At 37.1% G+C, this 23,247-nt stretch carries 26 protein-coding genes, 1 tRNA gene and 1 other annotated feature; of the genes, 5 read left to right on the top strand and 22 right to left on the bottom strand.

The genetic code is table 11. The features are described 5' to 3' along the window. Window positions 1–181: 181 nt before the first annotated feature. The 5 genes from ACQKTA_RS00660 to ACQKTA_RS00640 form a co-directional block, all read right to left on the bottom strand. The gene (locus ACQKTA_RS00660; RefSeq protein WP_136137602.1) at window positions 182–1,432 is read right to left on the bottom strand and encodes a hypothetical protein; all 1,251 of its coding nucleotides are present in this window, start codon (window positions 1,430–1,432) and stop codon (window positions 182–184) included. Window positions 1,433–1,775: 343 nt separating this feature from the next. Then, window positions 1,776–2,723 carry a DUF4767 domain-containing protein gene (locus ACQKTA_RS00655; RefSeq protein ID WP_332277449.1) on the bottom strand — a complete coding sequence of 316 codons (948 nt, stop codon included), beginning with the start codon at window positions 2,721–2,723 and terminating at the stop codon, window positions 1,776–1,778. 4 nt (window positions 2,724–2,727) lie between these two features. Beyond that, window positions 2,728–3,228: a hypothetical protein gene (locus ACQKTA_RS00650; protein ID WP_075492178.1), complete on the bottom strand. Its 501-nt coding sequence runs from the start codon at window positions 3,226–3,228 to the stop codon at window positions 2,728–2,730. Window positions 3,229–3,240: 12 nt separating this feature from the next. After that, on the bottom strand, window positions 3,241–3,603 hold the full coding sequence (locus ACQKTA_RS00645) for a zinc-ribbon domain-containing protein (protein WP_332277447.1): 363 nt from the start codon (window positions 3,601–3,603) through the stop codon (window positions 3,241–3,243). Continuing rightward, the gene (locus ACQKTA_RS00640; RefSeq protein WP_332277445.1) at window positions 3,593–3,826 is read right to left on the bottom strand and encodes a helix-turn-helix transcriptional regulator; all 234 of its coding nucleotides are present in this window, start codon (window positions 3,824–3,826) and stop codon (window positions 3,593–3,595) included. The genes ACQKTA_RS00645 and ACQKTA_RS00640 overlap by 11 nt, the downstream gene beginning before the upstream one ends. 134 nt (window positions 3,827–3,960) lie before the next feature. Between ACQKTA_RS00640 and ACQKTA_RS00635 the strand changes: the two genes are divergently transcribed. Beyond that, a complete protein-coding gene (locus ACQKTA_RS00635) occupies window positions 3,961–4,284 on the top strand; it encodes a helix-turn-helix domain-containing protein (RefSeq protein ID WP_332277444.1) in 324 nt (107 codons plus the stop codon). A 14-nt stretch (window positions 4,285–4,298) separates the two neighbouring features. Here the strand turns inward: ACQKTA_RS00635 and ACQKTA_RS00630 are convergent, their stop codons facing one another. Both ACQKTA_RS00630 and ACQKTA_RS00625 read right to left on the bottom strand, forming a co-directional pair. Then, complete coding sequence (locus ACQKTA_RS00630; RefSeq protein WP_427813822.1) at window positions 4,299–5,771, bottom strand: TOTE conflict system archaeo-eukaryotic primase domain-containing protein; 1,473 nt, start codon at window positions 5,769–5,771, stop codon at window positions 4,299–4,301. Window positions 5,772–5,850: 79 nt separating this feature from the next. Beyond that, window positions 5,851–6,141 carry a helix-turn-helix domain-containing protein gene (locus tag ACQKTA_RS00625; protein WP_172702565.1) on the bottom strand — a complete coding sequence of 97 codons (291 nt, stop codon included), beginning with the start codon at window positions 6,139–6,141 and terminating at the stop codon, window positions 5,851–5,853. Window positions 6,142–6,325: 184 nt separating this feature from the next. On the opposite strand from ACQKTA_RS00625, the gene ACQKTA_RS00620 reads away from it, so the two are divergent. The 3 genes from ACQKTA_RS00620 (at window position 6,326) to ACQKTA_RS00610 (ending at window position 9,523) form a co-directional block, all read left to right on the top strand. Next, complete coding sequence (locus tag ACQKTA_RS00620; protein ID WP_270326548.1) at window positions 6,326–6,928, top strand: helix-turn-helix domain-containing protein; 603 nt, start codon at window positions 6,326–6,328, stop codon at window positions 6,926–6,928. A 143-nt stretch (window positions 6,929–7,071) separates the two neighbouring features. Next, window positions 7,072–8,156 (top strand): IS3 family transposase gene (locus ACQKTA_RS00615; RefSeq protein WP_427813514.1). Its coding sequence is split into 2 segments (ribosomal slippage): window positions 7,072–7,309 and window positions 7,309–8,156, totalling 1,086 coding nucleotides; the frame shifts between segments, so codons are not numbered across the junction. A 224-nt stretch (window positions 8,157–8,380) separates the two neighbouring features. After that, entirely contained in the window at window positions 8,381–9,523 is a 1,143-nt protein-coding gene (locus ACQKTA_RS00610; protein ID WP_172702081.1) for a tyrosine-type recombinase/integrase, read from the top strand. A gap of 94 nt (window positions 9,524–9,617) precedes the next feature. Here the strand turns inward: ACQKTA_RS00610 and sufB are convergent, their stop codons facing one another. The 14 genes from sufB to ACQKTA_RS00540 form a co-directional block, all read right to left on the bottom strand. Beyond that, the gene (gene sufB / locus ACQKTA_RS00605; RefSeq protein WP_427813821.1) at window positions 9,618–11,012 is read right to left on the bottom strand and encodes a Fe-S cluster assembly protein SufB; all 1,395 of its coding nucleotides are present in this window, start codon (window positions 11,010–11,012) and stop codon (window positions 9,618–9,620) included. A 184-nt stretch (window positions 11,013–11,196) separates the two neighbouring features. After that, window positions 11,197–11,670, bottom strand: a complete 474-nt coding sequence (gene sufU / locus ACQKTA_RS00600; RefSeq protein ID WP_427813820.1) for a Fe-S cluster assembly sulfur transfer protein SufU — start codon at window positions 11,668–11,670, stop codon at window positions 11,197–11,199. Further along, complete coding sequence (locus ACQKTA_RS00595; protein WP_427813819.1) at window positions 11,657–12,892, bottom strand: cysteine desulfurase; 1,236 nt, start codon at window positions 12,890–12,892, stop codon at window positions 11,657–11,659. Before ACQKTA_RS00595 ends, sufU begins: the two co-directional genes overlap by 14 nt. Continuing rightward, window positions 12,892–14,166, bottom strand: coding sequence for a Fe-S cluster assembly protein SufD (gene sufD / locus ACQKTA_RS00590; RefSeq protein WP_332580784.1), 1,275 nt, complete (start codon window positions 14,164–14,166; stop codon window positions 12,892–12,894). Before sufD ends, ACQKTA_RS00595 begins: the two co-directional genes overlap by 1 nt. 13 nt (window positions 14,167–14,179) lie before the next feature. Beyond that, complete coding sequence (gene sufC / locus ACQKTA_RS00585; RefSeq protein ID WP_427813818.1) at window positions 14,180–14,950, bottom strand: Fe-S cluster assembly ATPase SufC; 771 nt, start codon at window positions 14,948–14,950, stop codon at window positions 14,180–14,182. A 244-nt stretch (window positions 14,951–15,194) separates the two neighbouring features. Beyond that, on the bottom strand, window positions 15,195–16,037 hold the full coding sequence (locus ACQKTA_RS00580; RefSeq protein ID WP_332580782.1) for a MetQ/NlpA family ABC transporter substrate-binding protein: 843 nt from the start codon (window positions 16,035–16,037) through the stop codon (window positions 15,195–15,197). Between the two features lie 74 nt (window positions 16,038–16,111). Then, on the bottom strand, window positions 16,112–16,798 hold the full coding sequence (locus ACQKTA_RS00575) for a methionine ABC transporter permease (RefSeq protein ID WP_332580781.1): 687 nt from the start codon (window positions 16,796–16,798) through the stop codon (window positions 16,112–16,114). Then, window positions 16,791–17,825, bottom strand: a complete 1,035-nt coding sequence (locus ACQKTA_RS00570; RefSeq protein WP_427813817.1) for a methionine ABC transporter ATP-binding protein — start codon at window positions 17,823–17,825, stop codon at window positions 16,791–16,793. The genes ACQKTA_RS00575 and ACQKTA_RS00570 overlap by 8 nt, the downstream gene beginning before the upstream one ends. Window positions 17,826–17,994: 169 nt before the next feature. Further along, window positions 17,995–18,247 (bottom strand) — a binding site (T-box leader). Between the two features lie 63 nt (window positions 18,248–18,310). Next, window positions 18,311–18,643, bottom strand: coding sequence for a glycine cleavage system protein H (locus ACQKTA_RS00565; RefSeq protein ID WP_332580779.1), 333 nt, complete (start codon window positions 18,641–18,643; stop codon window positions 18,311–18,313). Beyond that, window positions 18,644–19,000 carry an arsenate reductase family protein gene (locus ACQKTA_RS00560; RefSeq protein WP_332580778.1) on the bottom strand — a complete coding sequence of 119 codons (357 nt, stop codon included), beginning with the start codon at window positions 18,998–19,000 and terminating at the stop codon, window positions 18,644–18,646. Then, window positions 18,993–20,186 carry an FtsW/RodA/SpoVE family cell cycle protein gene (locus ACQKTA_RS00555; protein WP_427813816.1) on the bottom strand — a complete coding sequence of 398 codons (1,194 nt, stop codon included), beginning with the start codon at window positions 20,184–20,186 and terminating at the stop codon, window positions 18,993–18,995. The genes ACQKTA_RS00560 and ACQKTA_RS00555 overlap by 8 nt, the downstream gene beginning before the upstream one ends. An 88-nt stretch (window positions 20,187–20,274) precedes the next feature. Continuing rightward, the gene (locus ACQKTA_RS00550; RefSeq protein WP_427813815.1) at window positions 20,275–20,895 is read right to left on the bottom strand and encodes a DUF1361 domain-containing protein; all 621 of its coding nucleotides are present in this window, start codon (window positions 20,893–20,895) and stop codon (window positions 20,275–20,277) included. Between the two features lie 116 nt (window positions 20,896–21,011). Next, on the bottom strand, window positions 21,012–21,698 hold the full coding sequence (locus tag ACQKTA_RS00545) for a DNA-directed RNA polymerase subunit omega (RefSeq protein ID WP_427813814.1): 687 nt from the start codon (window positions 21,696–21,698) through the stop codon (window positions 21,012–21,014). Window positions 21,699–22,044: 346 nt separating this feature from the next. Continuing rightward, window positions 22,045–22,117, bottom strand: a tRNA-Thr gene (locus tag ACQKTA_RS00540). Between the two features lie 135 nt (window positions 22,118–22,252). Between ACQKTA_RS00540 and ACQKTA_RS00535 the strand changes: the two genes are divergently transcribed. Then, window positions 22,253–22,489 (top strand): hypothetical protein, encoded by a 237-nt coding sequence (locus ACQKTA_RS00535; protein ID WP_332580774.1) that lies wholly within the window; start codon window positions 22,253–22,255, stop codon window positions 22,487–22,489. Between the two features lie 44 nt (window positions 22,490–22,533). Here ACQKTA_RS00535 and upp read toward each other — a convergent pair whose 3' ends face one another. After that, window positions 22,534–23,163, bottom strand: coding sequence for a uracil phosphoribosyltransferase (upp, locus tag ACQKTA_RS00530; RefSeq protein WP_332580773.1), 630 nt, complete (start codon window positions 23,161–23,163; stop codon window positions 22,534–22,536). Window positions 23,164–23,247: the final 84 nt, after the last annotated feature.

Genomic DNA, 23,247 nt, shown 5'->3' with positions numbered 1-23,247 from the left:
TATCACAATGTATTTATACAGTCAAATCTATAACACTATATATTGTGTCTCATTCTTTTATATAGATTGTAAACAAACTATATATTGAATACGAAAAACTAATTGTAGAACGCTACCAAATCCTCTGAACATAAAAATTAAAGATCATCCAACCCCTACATATAGTATGTAAAAAAATGTACTAAGATTTCAATTGATCTATTATCCCTTCTATATTCACTATTTTCCATTCTCCTCCCTCTATCAGCCTGTTTTCAACTTCTCCTTGTTTTTCATATATCATCCTAAAATCTAATTCTTTATTTTTGCATACACTATCAAGTCTATAAACCATAGAAATATATACATGAGTCACTGACGCACCTTTATCATCTATTTTAGTTATAGAATAACTATCCAATCTGATATCCTCATATTCTTTTCTAAATAGTCCAGCTTTTTCTTTCACTGAAACTTTTCCAAATATATTCTCAAAGTACAAACTAACTGGTGTACCAAAGTTTCCTTTTCTAATGCATTCTAAAAATTTAATAGCATTTGCTTCTGGTGTCCCATCTTTAATAGTAAAGTGCTCATAACCATTTTCAAATTTTCTTGGTTGCCATTCTTCAAGTAGCTTATCCATTTTTCGTAACTTCTTTTTGTGATCAGTGTATTTCCTAGCTATATCAAAAAAACTTGTTTCTTTACTTTTCTTTTTCTCTTCTAGATACTCTTCTCTTCTTTTTTCTTCACTTTCTAAAGACTGAATCCAGTCATTCACATAAAATAAAATGGCAAATGTCTTAATAGCAACTATCTTATTATTATATTTCAATTCCCTACCATGTAGTATACCGTTTCTATAAGGTAAATAAATCGGTTCGATATTAGTTTTTGTTCTATTTTTCTTTAAAATATCTACAAGAGAATTTAGTCCTGTAGAATGACCTGCAATACTATCCCATACGTCTAAGTCTGTCGCATCAGCAAATAACCCTGTTGGTTTAATGTCATTAACTATACCATCAACCAACATTAACACAATTGGGATACAGCTATGATATCTTTCTTCAAAATAGTCTTTTTTAGCCAAATTTAGTAACTCAGCTCTTTCTTTGAATATAGGTCTATAAGATAATATGTTAATTAGCCATTCTAGTTTTCCTTCATAATAATTCATAAGAAGGCTTTCCCCATCTATTCCCTGTTCCACACATTCTTTCATTACTTTAACATCTAAAGAATCATGCGCAATCCATCCTCTAGAAGAAAATATTTCATTAAACTTATCTGGTAATTCTTTAATTTCTAATATCCTTTTTTCTAGCAAATCAAAATCTTCATCAATTTTAATACCAAACAATGAGGAAATACTGCTTAGAAGTTTAGCTCCTTGTATACTTTCTTCTAAATCACGTATAGTTTCATTTTTAGCTATCTTATCTCCCATTCAATCACCTCGTTTCTTATTATATCATCCTTCTTTAGCCAATGATAACCAATAGAAGCTATATGAAACATTTGTAGGTCTGTTTCATCTGCAATAACTCCCACAAGTATGTAGTACTTTTTAAGGATTTTCAGCTAAAAACTATTTTTCGTTTCATTTGCATATGAAACATAGAAACCCTTGTATATCAATACTTATAAAGATGTATTTCATTTCGTTTCATGTATGAAAATTTATTAACCTTTTGCAAATTGCAAAAAAAGAGTACCCCAAGTGAGCCATGTAGCTCATTTAAAGGGTACCCTTAGTACGGTCAAATAACAACGGGGTGGGGTTCTCTATCCTATTCAATTCCTTGTATGATTCTGCCAAAGATATGATTAGCTTGAGTTGGTTGTCCATCAATTAGGGTAAGGGTGTACTCCGTTTCCAGTGGCTCTTTTAAGCTTACTGTTATCCCTTCTCCAACCTTCTGCTGAACAGATAGGCTAATTGCTTTCAGATGTTCAATTGCTTCTGATATAGCTTGCTTATCATTTGGAATAGACTCATCAACATAATAAGTAATCCTTGTACCATTGCCATCATTTTCGGTCGTTAGATAACCTTTATAAGGTAATTGACCATAGTTGCTGATAAAGTAGCTGAGTTGTTCATCTTTGGTAAAATTTGATTTAGCATCATCAAAAGTTACACTACTATTCACAATATTACTAAAACCATCTCTAAGCTCTTTATTCTCTGTTTCTTTAAAGTATAAGTAATTATTCGGATTCCCTTGATTCTGACTAGTTATTAACACTTTGGGTACTCCTGAATTAATGGTAAAAAAGTAAACGTGCTTCGATAAATAATCTTGTGCCTCTGCATCCGAATAAACCGCTACTAAAGAGTAACCTGATTCTTCCTCACCACTTTCTGACCAGTTTAAAACTATTGGCGTGTTACCAATAACCGCCTGCCACTTATTGTTATTTAGAACCGAGTCAGGGAGTTGTAAACCGTATAAATCAACATTATTATTCGGACTGTATTGTTTATACGTCTGATTCATGGTTTGTCCCCAAGTATTCATGAAGTCATTAAGCTTTTTATTCTTATCAGCATTCCATAACATTTCATCAACTATCTTATCTTCTGTTGAAGAATTACTGACAGAGCTCTCTTTTACAGAACTAAGTCTATTAGTAGTTTCACTATAGGTAGATGAGGTAGGTTGTTCTTCTTTATTTTGACAGGACGCCATCAAAATAGTGGGTAGTAGAGCTAATAACACCAATGCTTTTTTCATTTTGTTACTCCCTATCAAATTTATCTGGATTTTTTTCTATATAATCATTGTAAAGCACCGTTGTCATAGAAACAATCGTTTGCCCTGCTTGAATTTTTTCGATATCTTGCTCCACTATCCCTGTTCTTATTTTATCTATGCCCTCATAAAGAGTTTCATGAGAATCCTTAATCTCTTTAGGTAAAGTACTTGTAGGTCTGATGTTTTTCAATTTTTTCATTTGTTTACCTAAATAGTCTGCTGTATCCTGCATATCTTCATCAGAATAGACATCTGTCTGCTTGATTTTCACGTCACTATCAACTACTATATTCACAACTTCTTGTACGTATTCTTTTTCTGATAGCCCCTCCGAACTAAATAACATTGAAAAACAACCTAATAATAGCAAGCCCCCCACTATCAGTATTTTTCTTCTATCCTTTGGGTGATGGTGCGTTTTGAGAAGCTTTCTTATTGCAATTGCGAAAAAAATAAGACCTATCCCACCTAATATTTTTGTCATCACTTGACCTCCTCAGTATCCAGATGATAAGCCCAGAAGTGTTCCTAGAATACCACCTGCTACACCTGCAATCATTAAAATAGTTCCATGCTTTTCATCATGCTCTCTATACAAATACCCCATAATAACTCCAATAGCACCAAATAGTACAGGAATAAATAGGAGTGAGATGACAACTGAAACCCAACCAGCAATCTTATACAGATTTCCACTTTGCTTTCCCCTATTAATCTGGTCTTTAACTTCACTAAGAGATTTTTCTATCTTAGGGCTTATTTGTTCTGTGTATAACTCCATATTTTCCTGAGATGTACCACAAGATGCGCAAAACTTTGCTGATTCCTCCATTTGACTTCCACAATTTCTACAGTACATTTGTTTTTTCCTCCCTATTTATATTAAAAACATCATAAAAGAGCTCATCCATATCAACTTCTAACACTTGCGATAATAGTTTCATTTGGTAAGGTTTAGGTACTGTCCTACCAGTTTCCCATGAGCTAATTGACTGCTGAGTGACACACATTTTCTCAGCTATTTCAATTTGAGAATACCCTTTTGCTTCTCTGTACAAACTAAGTCTTCTTTTCTCTTTCATAATCTTCTTCCTCCTCACAAACATTATATACATCATTTTGTAGTATTTCAACAATTATATGTGATTAAACATCATTTTTAACAGGAATAAACAACAGTTCGTTGTATAGTATAAGTATCGGAGGGATAGTCTAAATGAAGCAATATGCTAAAACCATACGAGAAAACAGAAAAAAATTAGGTTGGACTCAAAAACAACTTGCTCAGAAAATCCATGCCTCTCAGCAGGCTATTGCTCGTTGGGAAAACGAAGTTACTGAACCTAGAACTGAAAATTTACAAGCACTCTCAGAGGCTCTGGGAGTCCCTCTAAGCCATTTTATTGACAGGCAAACAGAGATAGTAGATGACGATTTCAACGCTTTGTATCGCTCCTTATCATCCGAAGATAAGGTTAAAACCTTAGAATATATGAGGTTATTAAAGAGGCACGAAATGGAACGCAGTGAGTTCAAATAGAAACACCCCTCCAATTAGGAAGGATGCTTTTTGTTCTCTATATTAAACTGGTAAATAAACCTATCACCAGTAGTTTCAATTTTAGTTAACTCTTCTTTACTATATAGGTCATTCATTACCTTCACTAGATTAAGAGGCTCATCAGAATTGTACGTAATCCCCTTGTCCTCAACAGTATTCAGTTCTCCTAAAGTCATCTTATAGTAGTTAGGAAGCCAATTTCCTCCCTTAAATACTCTGGAAGATATCACTTTAACAAAGCCCATTTTCTCTAGTGATCTGATGTTCTTAGCACTTCTTCCAGTATTACTATCATTACCCATGTCAGCTAAAGTTGCGTGAGTACAATAAAATACTCCATCACTGCCACTATATTTTTTCGAATGACACAGTAAACTAAAGAGAAGATATCTTAGATTTTTTCTTTGAATAGATAAGATAACATCTAACTCTTGTCTGTAAAAAGTAACATTACTAGACTTCATGCTAAACGAATAATCACCATCATAAACTGTCTCAATTACACGCTGTGTTTCACCTTTCAATTCTCGCAAGTTCCATCTCTGATCTAAGAATTTTCTTGTCTCAGAGTTTTCAAACGTATTTTGGATTACATTGAAGACCATTTGGTATGTAGCCTCTATGTCATTTCCCTGATACTTTAAGATGCGAGATGCGTGAAACGTAAAATAATTTCTACTACTTGGTTCTGACAAGCATCCATCTTCAAGAATTTTTTTTACGTAAGTATAAACACTTTGGTTATTTTGCTCCTTAGCACTGATATTTTTACGATTTACGTTCTTTTTCTTCTCAGTTGTTAACCGATGTTTAGTCATAGCTGAACAATCTTTCAAGACATTTTCTTTGAACTCATTCAAAGACTGGGGTTCTATAGACAAAAAATAATCAATAGGCAATGGTTCTAACGTCCGATTGTCAACATAGTAACAAAATTCTTCTGTTTTCAAATGAATACCCAAAGGTAATTTGACTCCAAGTCCAGTAGTGGGTCTTCTTTCAATGCGATGAATTGTTTCTCCCATCTGGGAAAGGACTTCATAATAGAAGTTTTCAAGTTCTTGTTCTCGAATAAATCCATCAAAATAAAGATCAACATGATAGCCCTTTAATCCTGAATACCAAACATGAATGTCTTTCATAGGAATGCCATAATAAGAATGGAGTGTGTCTATCAATTCTATAGTTGTCCACCTTCTATCTCCCTCATCTATAATATCGACATCAAAACACATAAATTTAGTCAAGCCACCAGAACCTAATTTTATTCCTAATGTGTATTCTCCATTTAAATGTTTTCTAACTCTCCATTCGTTTAACTGAACCTTTTTATCAGTAGTTGTCCGAAATTCAACATCTTCTCCTTCTCTCACTTGGAAAAGATATTCCTTTCTATAACTAATTAACAGTCTATCCATTTGCTTTACTACTTTATCCTCTATCTGCTTTCTATATTTAGTTTCCATACTTATCCTCCTATAATTTTTAATAGTTTTGTTTTAATTTATCTTACTAGTAATAAATAAAGATACTTGTAAGACATAGTCAACATTGCCTACTAAGCATAAATTCATCTAAATCTGATTTTTTTATACGCTTAGTGCCTTCTATTATTGTTATAGGTAAATCATACTCGTTGATGTATTTAGCTAGAGTATTTCTGGATACTGACAGATAGTCACAAGCATCTTTCATAGTTAAATAACCTGAGAAATGATTGTTAGGATTAGATAAAGTAGCTAACAGACTTTTTAATTCTATAAGCTCTCTATTTAAAACTTCTTGGATTGTTCTCTCAAGCAGACTATCCAGAGTAATTTCTTCTATACTATTCATGGAATGTCCTCCCTTCTATCGTTTGATCATAGTTATCACCGCCTCTCTTAATTGATATACGTAGTATAGCATATACTCACAAAACAAACAACACTCAATTGTGATTTTTTTAAACAAATATTTATTTAGGTATTTACAAAATCACAAATAAGTGATATTATATTTTTAGAAAGAGGTGATGGCTATGGAAGAAAATAGTAACTTGAAGGTTGGATTTGCTCTTAAGCGTATTAGACAGATGAAATCTATTGAAGGAAAAAAATATACTCAAGCGATGATGGCTAAAGACTTAGGAGTCGGACAGTCATATATCGGAGGTCTTGAAAACAACACACGAACTCCATCATTCAAGACTTTGATAAAGATTTCAGATGCTTTGGGTATCAGTCTCCGAAATTTAATTGATCTATGTGAATACCAACGTCTTACAGAACTATATTGCCAACCAAGTAAAGATGGAACGCACGACCTATTATCTTCAGAAGAATTATCCAACATAGGTACACCTGAAGCATTTGCCTTTAGAGATGTTAGTAAATCTTTCGATTACGAAAATCTTAATTTTAAATTAGGAGAATTTTTAGATAATGTTGATGTTAAAAAGAAGATTTATGAAGGAGAAAACGTTCCTTATATAGATTCAACTAATTTATCAGATATCATATCTAAGGGAATTAATAAACAAAAGAACATTTTCTTTAATAATCAAAAATTGACCGATGGACAGATACTAGGTCTTAATCAATATTTAGAAGCAATTACAAATCAGAATAATGGAGGTGTATAAGATGGAGCGATACTAAGCGTAACATCTTAAAATAAACAGAAACAAAATCTTAGATTTACTCCTACTATTGCTCCCAATAGAGGCTCCTATAATATGATTACGGACAAGTTGTTCGCTATAATCTATTAAAGGAGTTTTTTATTATGCAAACAAAAAATTCAGCTACAAGATATTCACAAGAATTTAGAGAATCCATGATATCTCTGAGTCAGACCGGGCGGTCTGCTAACTCATTGTCTAGAGAATATAACGTGAGCGTCTCAACAATTAGCAAATGGATTCGCCAAGCAGATCCCAATGATAGGGGTATTCTTTCAATAAGAGAACGTGAGTTAGTAAAAGAAAACAAACGATTGAGAGAGGAACTCGACATTTTAAAGCGAGCAGCGGTGCTTCTGGCAAAAAATTAAAGAAGCAAGGGAGAGAGGTCATTTTAAGAATCATTCAGTGTAACTTAGATGCAGGACACCGCATTACCCGAATTTTACAGGTTTTGAATATTTCTAGATCAACTTACTACGATTTTTTGAAGTGGAAGCCGAGCAAATCAGAGCAGAGACGTCAATTTCTTAAGCAACAAGTATTAGATTGTTGGTTAAAACACCCCATGTACGGCTATCCTCGAATAACAAAATACTTTAAAGAAAAGTTAAATCTCTCAATTAGTCGCTATCTTAGTTATCGTCTCATGCGGGAATTAGGAATCAAATCACGAATGGTTCGGAAAATGAAGAAACCGAAAAGCTATACCGAAATCGCTCAGCGGCCTAACTTGATAAAGAAATTAAGAAATAAATCTAGTGTCTTGTTAACAGATATTACCTATATTCCTGTGAAACGTAAATGGGTCTACTTAGCCAGTCTTTATAATCCTGAAACCCGACGGGTTGAAGCACATAAAATAGGAGCTAACATGACAAAAGAGCTCGCTATCAGCGTGATTGATCAACAAATTTTAAAATCATTAGGGACAAAAATAATTCATAGCGATATGGGAAGTCAATACACAAGTGATTTATTCGAAAATAGTTTAATACAGCTAAATATCAAACATTCTTATTCCCGTAAAGGATGTCCTGGAGACAATGCAAGAATTGAGAGCTTTCATTCTATTTTAAAGAGAGAATATGTAAATTTTCAAAGCTTCCAATCACTGGATGAAGCAATCGTGGGAATTGACAGCTATATCCGTTGGTACAATAATGACCGTATTTCATTGGTTTCCTAGCTTATGCCCGTACCGTTTTTAAAATTTATCTAAAAACGGTTATTTAGGCTACTCTTTTTCAGGAAAACTCCAAATAAAATTATAAAAAATAGGTTAAAACGGGGATTTTTGTTTGAATAAAGAAGTATCGTAAATTATTTTGAAAAGTATTCGCCTTTTTGTGTGCGGATTCTTGACATAGGAGCCAGACTATATCTATTGACCGATATCTAGGAGGAAAGAAAATGGCAAAAATATCAAAGTACAAAAAGAATAACGGTCAAGTAGCATGGATGTTCAAAGGACATGTAGCCACTGATCCACGAACTGGAGAAAAAGTAAATACCACACGTAGAGGCTTTAAAACTAGGCAAGATGCAAAAAAATCACTTGATGAACTAGCATACGAGATAAAGTACGGGGTCAAGAAGAAAGCTTCTGATATGACTTTCGAGGACTTGTATGAAGAATGGATAACCCATCAACGATCAAGTGTTAAACCTTCGACAGTAGCTATATCTGTTAGGTTTGCTAAAAATCAAATACTACCTGAGTTTGGTAAGTTGAAGTTAACGGATATTTCTGTCCCATACTGCCAGAAAGTCTTAAGCAAATGGCATGCAAAATATAAGATGTGGGATTCTATTCGAAAACAGACTGGACAGATTTTAGCCTATGGCGTTTCTATGGAATATATTGATAGTAACCCTATGAGAAAAACAATGCGTCCTAAGCATAGAGAGTATGAGGAAAAACGAAAGTTCTATACTAAGGATGAATTGAATACCTTGCTAAATGCATTCAAGGACTTTGGAAACACTAAGCAATATGCTTTCTTCAGATTACTAGCATATACTGGGATGAGAAAAAGCGAAGTTCTTGCATTACAGTGGAAAGATATTGATATGTTTAATAAAGAACTGTATGTTAACAAAACAGTTGCGATTGATGAACATAAGAATATCATAATCCAAACGCCTAAAACCAAAGCCTCAAGAAGAACGATTTCTCTTGATAAAGGGACTTTAGCAATCTTAAACGACTGGAAGATGCAACAAAGAGCTGAATATCTTAAACTAGGCTATAATACGAGCTCAGAAGAGCAATATGTTTTTACAACACTTAAAAACACTCTATACATTCCAAATACTGTGAATGATTGGTTAAGATATATTTTGAAAAAGTATAACTTACCTCGTATTACGCCTCATGGATTCAGACATACCCATGCTAGTTTGTTATTAGAGGCTGGAGAATCTGTTAAGGTAGTTCAACAACGATTAGGGCATGAAAATAGTAAAGTAACATTAGACATCTATGCACACATTACAAACAACGCACCTAAGAAAACTGGTCAAGAGTTTGCTGATATGATGGCTCATCAGTAAAAAAGCTGGTCAAAAGCTGGTCATTTCTACTATCAAGGCAAAATAAAAAAGCTAGAATCCTTATATATCAAGGGTTCTAGCTCATATAATAGGTTTATCCCACACTGCCTTCCATTTCGTACTGGATCAAGCGGTTTAATTCGACTGCGTATTCCATTGGTAATTCTTTGGTGAATGGTTCGACGAAGCCCATGACGATCATTTCAGTCGCTTCTTGTTCAGAAATACCGCGACTCATTAGATAGTACAATTGTTCTTCGGAGATTTTTGAGACTTTCGCTTCATGCTCCAGCGAAACATTCCCATTTAAGATTTCATTGTATGGAATCGTATCAGAACTCGATTGATCATCCATGATGATCGTATCGCACTCGATATGGCTGAATGAACCGGCACTATCGCGACCGAAACGAACAGTTCCACGGTAATCCACGGCACCGCCATCTTTGGCGATCGATTTTGAGACGATCGTGCTAGAGGTATTCGGTGCATTATGAATCATCCGGGCGCCATTATCTAAGACGATGTTCTTACCAGCAACAGCAATCGATAACATCGTTCCGCGGGCACCGCGACCTTCCATATAAACACTTGGATATTTCATCGTAACTTTTGATCCTAAGTTGCCGTCGACCCATTCCATCGTTGCGTTTTCTTGGGCTTGTCCACGTTTTGTTTCCAAACTGTAAACATTGTTCGACCAGTTTTGGATCGTTGTATAACGGCAATAGCCATCTTTTTTCACGAAAACTTCTACGACTGCCGCATGCAGACTATCTGAAGAATACGTTGGTGCCGTACAGCCTTCAACATAGTTGATGCTGGCGCCTTCGTCCACGATGATCAATGTCCGTTCAAACTGACCGGTATTGGCTGAGTTGATACGGAAGTATGATTGAATCGGAATATCTGTCTTCACGCCTTTTGGTACATAGATGAACGTTCCACCTGACCAAGCGGCTGAATTAAGGGCAGCCAATTTATTATCTGACGGCGGTACTAACGTTCCGAAATATTCTTTGAACAATTCTGGGTATTCTTTCAAGGCTGAATCGGTATCGGTAAAGACGATTCCTAATTTTTTGAATTCATCTTTCATGTTGTGGTAAACCACTTCTGATTCATATTGAGCTGAAGCACCAGCTAAGTATGCTCGTTCTGCTTCAGGGATTCCCAAACGCTCGAAGGTCGTTTTGATTTCTTCTGGAACATCATCCCAATCACGTGCTAATTTGTCACTTGATCGAATGAAATAGTTGATTTTATCGTAATCCAAACCAGATAAATCAGGACCATAATCAGGCATCTCTAATTTACGGAATGTTTCTAAGGATTTCAAACGGAAATCCAACATCCATTCTGGTTCTCCTTTTGCGCGGGAGATTTCGCGGATGACTTCTTCCGATAGACCTTCACCAGTCGTAAAGACGGGTTCAACATCATCATGGAAGCCAAATTGATATTCTTCGATTTCTGGTACACTACTCATAGTATCCCGCTCCTTATTCATATTTAAGTATTCATTTTTCTAAAGAACGAAAAATGAGTTTGATTTTCATGCCGTATATCACTCTGCTAAACATCTTTAGTTTCTAGAAAACTGTCAAAAGCAGAGCTGACATCCTTATTCATATTTAAGTATTCATTTTTCTAAAGAACGAAAAATGTTTTATTTAATCTTTATGCAATTGTCCTTCGCGAGCTTTTCCTTCTTCATCTGTCAAAGCTTTTCCTAAGGCTTTCCAAGCCAAAGTCGAGCATTTGATTCGTGCTGGGAATTTTGCCACGCCACTAAGCATCGCTGCATCGCCTAATTCGTTCTCGTCCGCTTCAGGAATCTCATTGCCTTGGACCATTTGAGCAAAAATCACCGCTAAGTGTTCTGCATCTGAAACAGGTTTGTCGATCACTGCATCCGTCATCATTGATGCACTAGCAGTTGAGATCGAACAACCGCTGCCAGTAAAAGCGATGTCTTTAATGATGCCCTCTTCAACGATCAATTCAAGTTCGATCACATCGCCGCACGTCGGATTATTCATCTCGATCGTTTTAGTCGATTCATCTAATTTGCCATGATGATGAGGATGAGCTGAGTGATCCAAGATTACTTGTCGGTATAAGTTGTCTAATCTAGTTAGCGCCATCTTTGAAAAACTCCTTTGTCGCTTGGATTGCTTGGACTAAACGGTCCGCATCGGCTTTCGTATTATAGAAATAGAAGCTGGCCCGTGCTGTCGCAGGTACATCTAAATAATTCATTAATGGTTGCGCACAATGGTGGCCAGCTCTTACCGCTACACCTTCCATATCTAGTGCTGTCGCAACATCATGCGGATGAATGCCATCTAAATTAAAAGCGATCACTCCTGTATGATGTTCAGGATCTTGCGGTCCATAGATCGTTACGCCGCCGATTGCTTGTAATTTTGGCAAGACATAAGCAACTAATTCTTGTTCGTACTGATGGATCGTATCCATCCCGATTTCATTCAAATAATCGATCGCACCACCTAAGGCGATTGCACCGGCGATATTTGGTGTGCCGGCTTCAAATTTCCAAGGCAGTTCTTTCCAAGTACTTTCATATAGACGAACAAAATCAATCATTTCACCGCCGAATTCGACTGGTTCCATCTGTTCTAACAATGAACGTTTGCCATATAATACACCGATTCCGGTTGGTCCGCACATTTTATGCCCGCTAAAGGCAAAGAAATCTGCGTCTAACGCTTGTACATCCACTTGCATATGCGGTGTTGCTTGAGCTCCATCGACGATCATGACTGCACCATTGCTATGAGCAAGAGCGGCCAATTCTTTAATTGGATTAATCACACCTAAGACATTTGAGACGTACGCTAAAGAGACGATCGCTGTCTTTTCATTAATAATTGTTTTGGCTTCGTCCAGATCGATAAAGCCTTCCGCTGTCAACGGCAGGTAACGCAGTGTTGCACCACTTCGTTGCGCTAATTGTTGCCATGGAATAATGTTTGAATGGTGTTCCATATAAGAGATGACGATTTCATCTCCAGCTTTAATAAACGCATCGCCATAGCTGCGTGCCAACCAGTTCAAGCCCGTCGTTGTACCGCGAGTAAAAAGAACTTCTGCGGTTTCTTTGGCATTAATGAACGCGCGAACTTTCTCACGACTATTTTCGTAGTCTGCAGTTGCACGTTCAGCAAGTGTATGGACACCGCGATGAACATTCGCATTATCTGTTTCGTAGTAATGACGTAAAACGTCCAATACTTGTTTCGGTTTTTGAGTAGTTGCCGCATTGTCCAAATAGACTAACGGTTCGTCATTGACTTCTTGAAAAAGAATCGGAAAATCATTTCTGATCGTAGCAAAATCTTTCATTAGTTCAACTTCCCTTCGATCCGATCAATCAATTGTTCTTGTGTAGCTTTCACTGGGATCGCTGTGATCACTGGCCCTAAGAACCCACGGATCACCAAACGTTCAGCTGCTGCTTTTTCTAAACCACGGCTCATCAAGTAGAATAGTTCTTCTGGATCGACCCGACCAACACTGGCCGCGTGACCGGCAGTCACTTCATTTTCATCGATCAAAAGAATTGGATTGGCATCGCCGCGAGATTTTTCAGACAACATCAAGACACGACTTTCTTGTTGTGCATCTGCACCTTTTGCACCTTTTAAGATGTGGCCGATCCCGTTGAATGTTAAAGTTGATTTTTCAAGGATAACACCATGTTGCAAGATGTGACCGATCGTGTGGGGCGCTTTGTTCGTTACCCGTGTATCGATTCCTTGGATTTGTTTTCCTGTGCTGATCGCCACGATTTTCACTTCTGAATGTGAACCTTCACCGACTAGATCTGAATCAAAGTCTGCGATCACATTGCCATCATTCATGATCCCGATCGCCCAATCGATCATTGAGTCGCGCATCAAATAACCACGTCGATTCATATAAGTCGCCACATTGGCACCTAAAGCATCGATCGCTGAGAATTTTACACGTGCTCCTGGTTTAGCGATCACTTCGACGACCACGTTTCCAGAAAGTTTTTTGGCTTCTGCGCCTTGAGATTCAAAACGTTCTAAATAAGAAAATTCACTGTTGGCTTCCGCTACGATCAAAACATGTTTGAAGAAGTGAGCGTCATCGTTGCCGTTGTGTAAGAATAGACTTTCGATCGGTTCTTCGATCACAACATTTTTAGGTACATATAAGAACACACCGTTATTCATGAAAGCAGCATGTAAAGCGGTCATCGTATTTTCTTCGACCGGTACAGCTTTTTGCATATAATATTCTTGTACCAATTCAGGATATTCTTGAAGTGCCGTCACTAAATCAGTGAAGATCACTCCTTGTTCAACCAATTTTGGCGAGATTTGTTCAAAAATCGTTGTTTCACCAGCTTGGACAATGATCGGATTGTCTTTCATTTCATCAAAACTTGGGATCGTTCCGCCGATTTCTTGATGTTCTGGTTTCACGTTGTACAAATTCCAACGAGCGAATTTGACTTTTTCGATTACAGGCAATGGCAATTCGTCGATTTTATTCAACGCATTGACACGTAAGTCGGTCATCCATTGAGGTTCGGCCCATTCAGCAGAGTATGCTTTGACGGCCTCAAGATATTCTGTCCATTTTTTCATCTATCTTGCCCTCCTAAACTTCTTCTTTGTATTCGATACCTAATTCAGCAGAGATCCCTGCGTAACCTTCAGCTTCTAAACGGCGTGCAAGATCCGCATCTCCAGTTAAGACCACACGGCCTTCCATCATGATATGTACCACATCTGGTACGATGTAGTTCAATAGACGTTGGTAGTGAGTAATGATCAATGCGCCAAATTTTTCACCGCGCATTTCGTTGATACCGCGAGAAACAACTTTCAACGCATCGATATCTAGGCCTGAATCGATTTCATCTAAGATCGCAAATGTTGGTTCGACCATCAATAATTGTAAGATCTCATTACGTTTCTTTTCTCCACCTGAGAAGCCTTCATTTAAATAGCGTTCAGCCATTTCTTCTGGCATATTCAATAATTCCATTTTTTTATCTAATTTTTTCAAGAATTGCATCACTGAGATTTTATCGTCTTCATCGCGACGTGCATTCATTGCCGCACGCATGAATTCAGCATTACTGATTCCTGGGATTTCACTTGGGTATTGCATCGCTAAGAACAAGCCTAGACGCGCGCGTTCATCAACTTCTAAGTCTAAAATATTTTTACCGTCAAACAAGATTTCGCCTTGTGTGACTTCATAATTTGGGTTGCCCATGATAGCAGCAGATAATGTTGATTTCCCTGTACCGTTTGGTCCCATGATGGCGTGGATTTCGCCAGTCTTCATTACTAGGTTAACGCCTTTTAAAATTTCTTTATCGTCAATGGCTACGTGTAAGTCTTTGATTTCTAAAACTGACATGAAAGTACCTCCAAATATTTTTTCTCGTTCTCAAACATTTTAATCTAAATGAGAATGGAATACAAATTGATTCGCATAATTTCTTTTCAAAAACGACTATTTATTTAGAATTATTATAATTATGTTCGCTTGCAATTTAAAGCTTCTGTAAGCAGTAAATTCCTTCATTAGTATAACGCTTATTTATGAACCAATTGTGACAAAAAAACACCGAAAGGAAGTTTCCCTTCGGTGTCAGCGATTCTTATTGTTCCACTGGTTTTACAGAACCGTCCCATTTTTTCAAGATCCAGTCTTGAACGTCTTTTTCACGTAAAACTTTGATCAATTTTTTGATGCGTGCATCATTTTTGTCTTCGGTACGAACAGCGATGATGTTCGCATATGGTGAGTTATCTTTTTCAAGTAACAAAGCGTCGTTGACTGGATTTAGACCTGCACCGTAAGCAAAGTTAGCGTTGATAGCGACTAAGTCACCTTCGTCATTGTTGTAAGTCGTAGCAAGCAACGCTGGGTCGATTGAATGTTCAAATTTCAAGTTTTTAGGGTTTTCAGCAATGTCATCGAAAGTGGCTGTTTCTAGATCAACACCATCTTTAACTTTAACTAAATCAGCATCTTGTAAGATCGTGATGATACGGCCCCAGTCAGATTCAGAATTTGAAGTGATGATCGTTGCACCATCTTTCAAGTCTTTGATGTCTTTGATTTTTTTAGAATATAAGCCCATTGGTTCGATATGGATTGCACCAGCATCCGTAAATTTGTAGTCATTTTCTTTTACGGCTTTATCAAAGAATGGTTTGTGTTGGAAGTAGTTCGCATCGATGTCGCCATCAGCTAATGCTTTGTTTGGTAAAACATAGTCATCAAATTTTTTGATTTCTAGTTTTACGCCTTCTTTTTCAAGTAAAGGTTTGATGTGTTCCAAGATTTCAGCATGCGGTGTTGGTGAAGCGCCTACGACTAGAGTGTCGCTTTCTTTACTGCTGCTGCTATCAGAAGAGCTTGAGCTGCTGTTCCCACAAGCGGCTAAGCCGACTGTTAATAATGCTACTGCTGCAAAACCTAAAAATTTCTTTTTCATTGCTGGTTCCCCCTAAATTGACTGTTTTTTATTTTTAATAAGAAATAATTCTTACTGTTACCCCACGGTTAAAATTAACGTTTGTCGGTTCTCTTCGTTAAGAAGTCCCCGATCCCTTGAACGATGAATACGATCAATAGAATGATCACGGTAGCCACTAATGTTACCGTATAGTTTCCGCGTTGATAGCCTTCTTGCCAAGCCAACGCTCCTAGACCACCAGCACCGATCGCACCGGCCATAGCTGTGAATCCGATCATCGAAACCGATGTGACTGTCAACCCAGAAATCAATGCCGGCAGACTTTCAGGAATCAAGACTTTCCAAATCGTTTGGAAATAGCTAGCACCCATCGCATCTGCGGCTTCTAAAACACCCGAGTCGACTTCACGAAAGGCGATCTCAACTAAACGCGCATAAAATGGTGCTGCTGACAGAACTAATGCTGGGATCGCGGCTTTCGCGCCTAACATCGTACCGACCAGACTTTTGGTGAAAGGAATGATCAATACCATCAAAATCATAAATGGTGTTGATCGGAAAATATTACTGATGATTGAAACCAATCCGTATAATATGCTGCGGGCACTTGAATGTTTACGCCCTAATGAGTAAAGCAGCAAGCCTAATAGTAAGCCTAATACGAAAACAATGATCATTGAAATGATCGTCATGAACAACGTATCATTGATCGCTTCTTTTAATGTATCCCACGATACTTGTTGAAAATTTAAATATGTCTCTGTAAAACTTTTATCCACGGTGAAGCACCTCCACGCCAACTTGTTGACTTTCTATAAAGCGAATCGCTTGATCGACTTCTTTGGGTTCGCCCGTCAATTGGACGGTCAATGTGCCAAAAGAACTTCCGGTTGCTCGCTCGATATTCCCGTAAACGATGCTGATGTTGATTGGGAATTGACGGATTGCTTGTGAAACGACGGGTTCGTTCGCATTATTTTCCAAGAAATTCAAGGTAGCTAAGGTTCCCGTTGGATTTTCTTTGATAAATTCTTCTAATAACGCGGATGGATCTACTTTTGGTTCCAAATCTTGCTGAACAAAAATCTTTGTCACTTCCTGTTGTGGATGACGGAAGACTTCGCGAACCGAACCTTCTTCAACGATTTTTCCAAGTTCCATCACAGCGACTTTGTTACAGATTTTACGGATCACGTTCATTTCATGAGTGATCAATACGATTGTTAAACCTAATTTTTTATTGATGTTGGCTAATAATTCCAAAACTTCTTCCGTTGTTTGTGGATCCAACGCACTCGTCGCTTCGTCACAAAGCAGAATATCTGGATCATTGGCTAATGCTCGCGCAATCCCGACCCGTTGTTTTTGTCCCCCGGATAATTGGGAAGGGTAAGCATCTCCTCGTCCATCAAGTCCAACTAGACTCAATAGTTCTTCCGCTTTTTTCTGACGTTGATCTTTAGGTACACCTGCTAATTCTAAAGGTAGCTGGATGTTTTCGATCACTGTCCGTGACCATAAAAGATTGAAATGTTGGAAGATCATCCCAACTTTTTTACGAAAGCTTCTTAATGAAGCCCCTTGTAATTTTGCGACATCTTCACCATTGACGATCACTTGACCGTCTGTTGGTGTTTCTAGTCCATTCAATAAGCGAACCAATGTACTTTTTCCTGCTCCGGAATAACCGACGATGCCATAAACATCTTTTTCCTCGATTGTTAAATTGATTCCATTGACTGCGTGGATCGTTCCTTTTTTTCCGGCGAAACTTTTCCCCACTTGATTTAATTCAATCAATGCCATGTTTCTGACTTCCCTTCTAGATAAGCAGATAGCTTACAGCTAACTCTTAATTATGTAACTATTTTACCAAGTTGTCGGAAAATAGTCCGTTCATTTGCATAAACCGTTTGATACTTGTCTGCCTAAGGCGAACAAAAAAAGCCCTCGTCCACCCATGTACAGCTTGTACACTTAGGACGAAAGCTTTTGACTTCCGTGTTACCACCTAAAATTTATCCTGACCTTGAGATCATGACCTCTGCCAGTACTTGCAACTTGCGCATACTGAGGTGCTATAACGGGCACTCCCGTGATAGACTTAACAGTGTCTCGTCTATCCCGCTCAAAGACCATTTTCCATCTCATTTCCATAACTCCCTCTCAGCATACAGGAGCTCTCTTTGTACTTTAATCAGATGTACTTTTCTTTTCATCGCTTTCTCATGTGTATGAAAGGATTATATCAGGCAATTTTTAGCATGTCAAACACGAATTGAAAATTTTCTTTACAAATTTTCAAACTCTGATTCGTCTACTTCACGCAATGATACGATCCACGCATCTAGCTCTTCTTTCACATTCAATGCGGCAGGATCCGCTTGAACTTTTTCACTGACAGAAGATACGACGCCCGTTAATGGGCTTTTGAATTCTTGAACTGCTTTTTCTGCTTCGATTTCAATAAAAGGTTCGCCTGCTTTAACAGTTTGGCCGATTTTTGGCAAAGAGATGAACGTTACTTCACCTAATGTTTCTGACATTTCAGCTGTTAACCCCATGCAATAGTCTTTATCGTTATGTAAAATCCATAGTCCTTCTTGTTTCTTTAAGTAACTCATTTATTTAAACGCTCCTTCGTAAGTGTCTTCTTTGAATCCATTCATTAAAAATTGATCATTTTTAATCAGTAATGGACGCTTAACCAGCATCCCGTCACTTGCTAATAACTCACTTGCTTCGGCTATTGAAAGATCAGCGATTTTATCTTTCAGACCTAATTCACGGTACTTCATACCGCTAGTATTAAAGAAACGACGGATCGGCAACTCACTTTGACTGATCCATCGTTCAAAATCCGCTTTTGACGGCGTCGCCTCGATCAAATCGATGGTTTCATATGCGACTTCTTGTTGATCCAGCCATGTTTTGGCTTTACGACAAGTCGAACATTTTGGGTACCAATAAAATTTAAGCACGTCGTGTCCTCCTGATAGGTTGTTTGTCAGCGCTTTGGTAACGCATTGAAAGGATCAATCCGATTCCGATCATGTTTCCTAAAATCGAAGAACCCCCTTGACTGATAAATGGCAATGGAATCCCAGTCAATGGCAATAGACCGATGTTTGCCCCGATATTTTCAAATACGTGGAACAACATCATCATAACGATCCCAGATGCAATATAGGCATAAAACTCATTGTTCATATCAAAACATAAGCGAATCATACGATAAATCAAAATAAAATAAAGCAAAATCACAAATGCCCCACCGACAAATCCAAAGTTTTCACCGATTACGGTAAAAATCATATCTGATTCACGGACAGGAACATAGACATGGCTGACATTATAGCCTGTTCCCAACATTCCACCAGAACCAATCGCCATCAAAGAATGCGCCAATTGGAAACTTTTTCCTTGAGGATCGTGGAAGGGATCGATCCACGAATCGATTCGGGCAAATTGATAATTTTTAAAACCGACATGTGTCAACAATTCACGTCCAGCATCTGTTGTTACTAAGAAGATCACCGAACCTCCAAGAACCGCTGCTGCAACAATCACTGGAACAACGATCACCCATGAAATACCTGACATCAAAAACATTCCAGCAAAAATTGCGAGAAAGACTAACATTGTCCCAAAGTCTTTTTGTGCCAAAACTAAGCCAAAGACGGGAATCGATACCAAGATCATTTTTAAAATCAACCCAAAATCAGTTTTCAATGTCCGTAATTTATGAGCGACACTATGCTTGGTAATGATCAACGCCATCATCAAAATATAAGCGATCTTCATAAGTTCAGCTGGTTGAAAGGTCAATGAACCAACTTTGAACCAGTTTTTCGAACCGGTTGAAGCGGCTAATGTCGGATCATAATATTTCAATAACGCTAACATGACGGCTAAGCCAATCACATACAAAAAGGGCGTTATCCGCCATAAAAGCTTTGCATCAAAACGAATAATAATAACAACTGCTAAAGCTCCGACTACATACCATACACCTTGCATGACCATATTCCGAAAAATATTTGGATCTCTTGGGTCGTGGGACAACGCCACGTATAGGGAAAGCATCCCTATCAAACATAATATGAACACAGGTAAAATAACACCGTAATCAATACGGCTATCATTGTTTTTTCTTAAGCTATCCATTTGTCATCTCTTTTCCACAGTATACTCGCTTTATTATAGACACTTTTTCCAATAAAGAAAAGTCAGCATCGCTGACTTTGCAAAATCTTTATGCTTCTTTTGACATTTTTTGTAAAAAATAAATCAATCCCCAAATACTCACTTGAAGAAAGCTGTACATAAGCACAAATTGGATTTTCGCCTCGCTCCAATTTCCAACCAATAAAGACAGTATTTTTACAGGATGAATGAGTAATTCAATCGAATGGATCCGCTCGAAGCGTCCGATATAGATCGCCATTGCGGATAATACCGCGATAATCATCAAACTAATTACTTGTTTCTTAAAATCTTTGGTCACTGCTTTCAATAATAGGAAGACTTGACTCATCCCGATCAAGACCATGATCAAAATCGGCAACACTAATAATAGAAAAGACCACCAATCTGGAAAAGCCGTCGTGAACAAACCTTTCGGACGATAGATAGACAAACTAGTTAAATGAAAAAGATCGGTCAACAAATATGGGATATTCGGAAAAAATAATAGCCATAATAATCCGATTCCCCAACACCGCTTACCAGTCACGTAAATAAATAATTGACCGAAAACAATCGGCAACCAAGCTAAGAACACATTCAATCCCATAAAAGAAAACGTCACCTGAAAGAAAGTCATTCCTAGGATATAAAGGATGACTCCTAAATGAAATCCATAATTCTTTTGCATAACTCTCCTTCGCTCTATTTCTTTTTCTATCTAATACGATAGCATACATTATAAAATTAGGCGCTAAAAATCACTAACAAAAAAACTCCCTACTATTAAAGCAGAGAGTTGCTTGACTATTTATGCTGATCGACAATTTGTTGTGATTTATCAGCTGTAGTTTTAACGTCCGCTTTTGCTTTTTCAAGTTTTCCGATATAACTTCTTAAATCCGTATTTTCTTGAGTCGCTGTAGCTAATTGTTGTTGGGTTGTTTTTAATTCAGCTTCTACAGTATTTTTGTCACTTACTGCTTGATTCAATTGCGCAGTCAATGAATCATATTTTGCTTGCAGATCATTTACTTTTTGGTTTGCTTCCGCTACTTTTGCATTCATATCAGTATTCAAACGTTGGATTTCTTGATTTTTTTGATCAATCTCATTTAGTTTAGTTTGAATTTCACTTTGTTTAGCTATAATTTCTGAATCTTTCCCACTCAATTGAGCCGTCAAGCTAGTTTTGTCGCTGGCTAATTGATCCCGTTCACCTTTTAACGTATCTAATTGTTGTTTATATGTGTCGCGATCTTTGATAGCCTGATCCAATTGCGTTTGATTATTTGTTGTTCTAGTCGTCAATTGTGTAATTTGTTGTTCTTTTGTCGACAATGTCGTGCTTAGTTTATCTAAGTTTTCATTGATCTTCGTGATATTGTCTTCGCCGCCCCAGATGATTATGTTATCTGCATAATTTTTTCCAGCCATACCAATCAATACCATCAACATTACAGTAGCAATCAAGACATAATATTTCTTTTTCATTATTCAGTTTTCTCCTTACAAATATCAAAATATTTAATAGCAGAGATTATATTATAGATATAGTTAGGAATAGTCAACAAAAAATATAATTTTTTAAATTTTTAATCACTATAAAACATTGGGATAAGATTACTTTATGTTAATTTATACATAAATAAAACTAGACCATTTAAAAAAAGAGATTATTTATTAATTTATGAAAGTGATTTTTACTGCTAGTTTTCAAGAAAAGCTTTCTCATCTTAAATAAACAGCGTTTTTTATTCCTGGACACTTTCGATTCCATTATTAAATAAAAAAAATCGTTCGAATCAATAATTTATTGATTCGAGCGATTTTAAAAAGATGCCAGCTGCAGGATTTGAACCTGTGACCTACGCGTTACGAGTGCGTTGCTCTACCAACTGAGCTAAGCTGGCCTTACGTACAAGAAAATTATAAAAAACTTTTGCTCAAAAGTAAAGTGATTTTAATATCAAAAAGCGATTACATGAAAAATTCTTGAAAATATGCTAAAATATATTATGTGATACAAAAGGAGGCGGTTTAGACAGATGGCTACATTTGGCAAAATTGAAACACACGTTGATCCTTCCGAAGCTGGAAAAGATTTTCCAGTCAAGACACACGTCATGTTCACTTTACGTGGCAAATCCCAAACTGGGATCGTCACGAAGCAATTGAAAAACGCAGCAATCGTTGAGATTGATGAAAAACAAGACAATGAAGACTTGATTGTTCATTCCAATGGTGTTGTGGTGGTCAATTACAAACAAATGGAAAAGATTTAATTTTTAAATAAAAAGCGAACCGCTTAGCGGCTCGCTTTTTTTTATTATTTTGTTCCGAATAAACGGTCGCCAGCATCGCCCAAACCAGGAACGATATATCCTTGTTCATTCAAACGTTCGTCTAATGAAGCTGTATAGATATCTACATCTGGATGTGCTTCTTGTAAAGCTTTGACACCTTCTGGCGCGGCAACTAAACAAACAAATTTCATGTTTGAAGCACCACGTTTTTTCAATGAATCGATGGCCATAATTGCTGAACCACCAGTAGCTAACATTGGATCAACGATAAATAATTGACGACTGTCAATGTCTTCCGGCATTTTGAAGAAGTATTCATGCGGTTCAAACGTTTCTTCATCACGGAACATCCCGATGTGTCCTACTTTTGCAGCTGGGATCAATTCTAAGATGCCATCTACCATACCGATACCGGCACGTAAAATCGGCACGATCGCCACTTTTTTACCTGATAATGTTTTTTGTGTTGATGGTGTAATCGGTGTTTCGATCTCGATATCTTCTAATGGCATATCACGTGATACTTCATAAGCCATCAACATCGCGATTTCATCAACGACTTCACGGAAAACTTTTGTTCCACAATTTTTATCACGAATAATCGTTAATTTGTGTTGGATCAGTGGATGATCAATTACTTGAAACTTGCCCATAATTAATTGCTCCTTATTCATTTGATTAGTCAATTTTCTGAGCAGAACAAGCCACTCAGAAAGCTAACGTCCTTTATTCTGCAT

This window comes from Enterococcus sp. 22-H-5-01 (assembly GCF_050310005.1).
Classification (GTDB): Bacteria; Bacillota; Bacilli; order Lactobacillales; family Enterococcaceae; genus Enterococcus_A; species Enterococcus_A hailinensis.
This window is presented reverse-complemented; position numbering and strand designations above follow the sequence as displayed.

Excerpts from the sequence above, each read along its gene's own strand:
- ACQKTA_RS00660 (WP_136137602.1), bottom strand. The coding sequence starts at position 1,432 with ATGGGAGATAAGATAGCTAAAAATGAAACTATACGTGATTTAGAAGAA.
- ACQKTA_RS00655 (WP_332277449.1), bottom strand. The coding sequence starts at position 2,723 with ATGAAAAAAGCATTGGTGTTATTAGCTCTACTACCCACTATTTTGATG.
- ACQKTA_RS00650 (WP_075492178.1), bottom strand. The coding sequence starts at position 3,228 with ATGACAAAAATATTAGGTGGGATAGGTCTTATTTTTTTCGCAATTGCA.
- ACQKTA_RS00645 (WP_332277447.1), bottom strand. The coding sequence starts at position 3,603 with ATGTACTGTAGAAATTGTGGAAGTCAAATGGAGGAATCAGCAAAGTTT.
- ACQKTA_RS00640 (WP_332277445.1), bottom strand. The coding sequence starts at position 3,826 with ATGAAAGAGAAAAGAAGACTTAGTTTGTACAGAGAAGCAAAAGGGTAT.
- ACQKTA_RS00635 (WP_332277444.1), top strand. The coding sequence starts at position 3,961 with ATGAAGCAATATGCTAAAACCATACGAGAAAACAGAAAAAAATTAGGT.
- ACQKTA_RS00630 (WP_427813822.1), bottom strand. The coding sequence starts at position 5,771 with ATGGAAACTAAATATAGAAAGCAGATAGAGGATAAAGTAGTAAAGCAA.
- ACQKTA_RS00625 (WP_172702565.1), bottom strand. The coding sequence starts at position 6,141 with ATGAATAGTATAGAAGAAATTACTCTGGATAGTCTGCTTGAGAGAACA.
- ACQKTA_RS00620 (WP_270326548.1), top strand. The coding sequence starts at position 6,326 with ATGGAAGAAAATAGTAACTTGAAGGTTGGATTTGCTCTTAAGCGTATT.
- ACQKTA_RS00610 (WP_172702081.1), top strand. The coding sequence starts at position 8,381 with ATGGCAAAAATATCAAAGTACAAAAAGAATAACGGTCAAGTAGCATGG.
- sufB (WP_427813821.1), bottom strand. The coding sequence starts at position 11,012 with ATGAGTAGTGTACCAGAAATCGAAGAATATCAATTTGGCTTCCATGAT.
- sufU (WP_427813820.1), bottom strand. The coding sequence starts at position 11,670 with ATGGCGCTAACTAGATTAGACAACTTATACCGACAAGTAATCTTGGAT.
- ACQKTA_RS00595 (WP_427813819.1), bottom strand. The coding sequence starts at position 12,892 with ATGAAAGATTTTGCTACGATCAGAAATGATTTTCCGATTCTTTTTCAA.
- sufD (WP_332580784.1), bottom strand. The coding sequence starts at position 14,166 with ATGAAAAAATGGACAGAATATCTTGAGGCCGTCAAAGCATACTCTGCT.
- sufC (WP_427813818.1), bottom strand. The coding sequence starts at position 14,950 with ATGTCAGTTTTAGAAATCAAAGACTTACACGTAGCCATTGACGATAAA.
- ACQKTA_RS00580 (WP_332580782.1), bottom strand. The coding sequence starts at position 16,037 with ATGAAAAAGAAATTTTTAGGTTTTGCAGCAGTAGCATTATTAACAGTC.
- ACQKTA_RS00570 (WP_427813817.1), bottom strand. The coding sequence starts at position 17,825 with ATGGCATTGATTGAATTAAATCAAGTGGGGAAAAGTTTCGCCGGAAAA.
- ACQKTA_RS00565 (WP_332580779.1), bottom strand. The coding sequence starts at position 18,643 with ATGAGTTACTTAAAGAAACAAGAAGGACTATGGATTTTACATAACGAT.
- ACQKTA_RS00555 (WP_427813816.1), bottom strand. The coding sequence starts at position 20,186 with ATGGATAGCTTAAGAAAAAACAATGATAGCCGTATTGATTACGGTGTT.
- ACQKTA_RS00550 (WP_427813815.1), bottom strand. The coding sequence starts at position 20,895 with ATGCAAAAGAATTATGGATTTCATTTAGGAGTCATCCTTTATATCCTA.
- ACQKTA_RS00545 (WP_427813814.1), bottom strand. The coding sequence starts at position 21,698 with ATGAAAAAGAAATATTATGTCTTGATTGCTACTGTAATGTTGATGGTA.
- ACQKTA_RS00535 (WP_332580774.1), top strand. The coding sequence starts at position 22,253 with ATGGCTACATTTGGCAAAATTGAAACACACGTTGATCCTTCCGAAGCT.
- upp (WP_332580773.1), bottom strand. The coding sequence starts at position 23,163 with ATGGGCAAGTTTCAAGTAATTGATCATCCACTGATCCAACACAAATTA.